This is a genomic window from Photobacterium minamisatsumaniensis, from assembly GCF_050336695.1.
GTDB classification, from domain to species: Bacteria; Pseudomonadota; Gammaproteobacteria; order Enterobacterales; family Vibrionaceae; genus Photobacterium; species Photobacterium minamisatsumaniensis.
The window spans coordinates 1-1,046 of record NZ_JAKJSI010000112.1 but is presented as its reverse complement, the minus strand read 5'-3'; the positions used below and the strand labels follow the sequence as shown (position 1 = coordinate 1,046).

General features: G+C 38.5%; 1 protein-coding gene. It reads right to left on the bottom strand.

Annotated features, from left to right (window positions below):
• Positions 1 to 450: 450 nt before the first annotated feature.
• Positions 451 to 1,046: hypothetical protein (locus L4D78_RS28275; RefSeq protein WP_428469996.1), on the bottom strand; the 596-nt coding region annotated here is incomplete at its 5' end.

The window sequence follows — 1,046 nt, the reverse complement described above, 5'->3', positions numbered from 1 at the left end:
AGGGCTTACTATTAACGGACTCGATAATGCGGCTGATGAGCGTCCAGCAGCTTCCGACAGGTTAACTAAGGGATTTGCAATAGCCGTTGTACCCAAAGTCATTTTAATAAACCGACGGCGGTGGGTATTTTTGGGGGATAACTGTTTCATAAAGAACCTTTTTAAAATGCTTAAAAATTATCTTCGTTCCGGAGTAGCGTTATTCATGTCCTCAATACAATTTTAAAATAAATAATAAGATCACCTATTAGGAACTGCTATTTTCGGGTGTATGATAATTTAAAGTTAAACGTATCATCACTGTTACCGTTGAAATAATAACAAGTAGATTAATCATGGCCTAAATAAATCACCTAAAGAGAGGGTTTATAAATTCAAACAATCCAGAACTATAACTCTATGATTCATCGTTAATTATTAAACAATAACGTACCAGACTACCCCCTATAATTAAAGCCAATATATATTTCTCCCATAATACACGTCTTTTAACGGTTTTAACTCCAGAAATGAAAATGGTATATAAGGTGTTGGGCTTCCGAACAATCTACAATATCGATGTATCGCTTCCTTGTTTTTTAACTGGAATACAACTTGATCATAGTTATCATTAAATTTACCAAATGCTTTTTTTGTAATAGCAATATCATTTCGAAGCAAGTTAATATTGCCCCAATAGACTTCACTTGCAATAGTCCTTGTTCTCACAGATAAGTCGCTGAAGTTAGCTAAACCTTCAGCATCAAGTCTTTTTGCAATGTTCAAAAGCGGTAGCTCAGGAAGAGTAGTTAAGTTAATAGATCCCGTGGCATTTGAACGTGCTAAATTTGGTGGTGTGAAATTATCAGCCCCGCTCCCCGAACCACGAAAAAGCATAGGTTGTGCAGCAATAGTCGTAGAGCTAGAGCTAGAGCTCGTTCTCCTTCCATTAACTGTAGGAACCGACTTGCCTGACTTCCCTAGCTTGCCAATACCTAGACCAACCCCAAACGTTGCCAACCCAATCGCAGCGCCAATGCCAGCTGAGATCCCAGCGAGATCCCAGC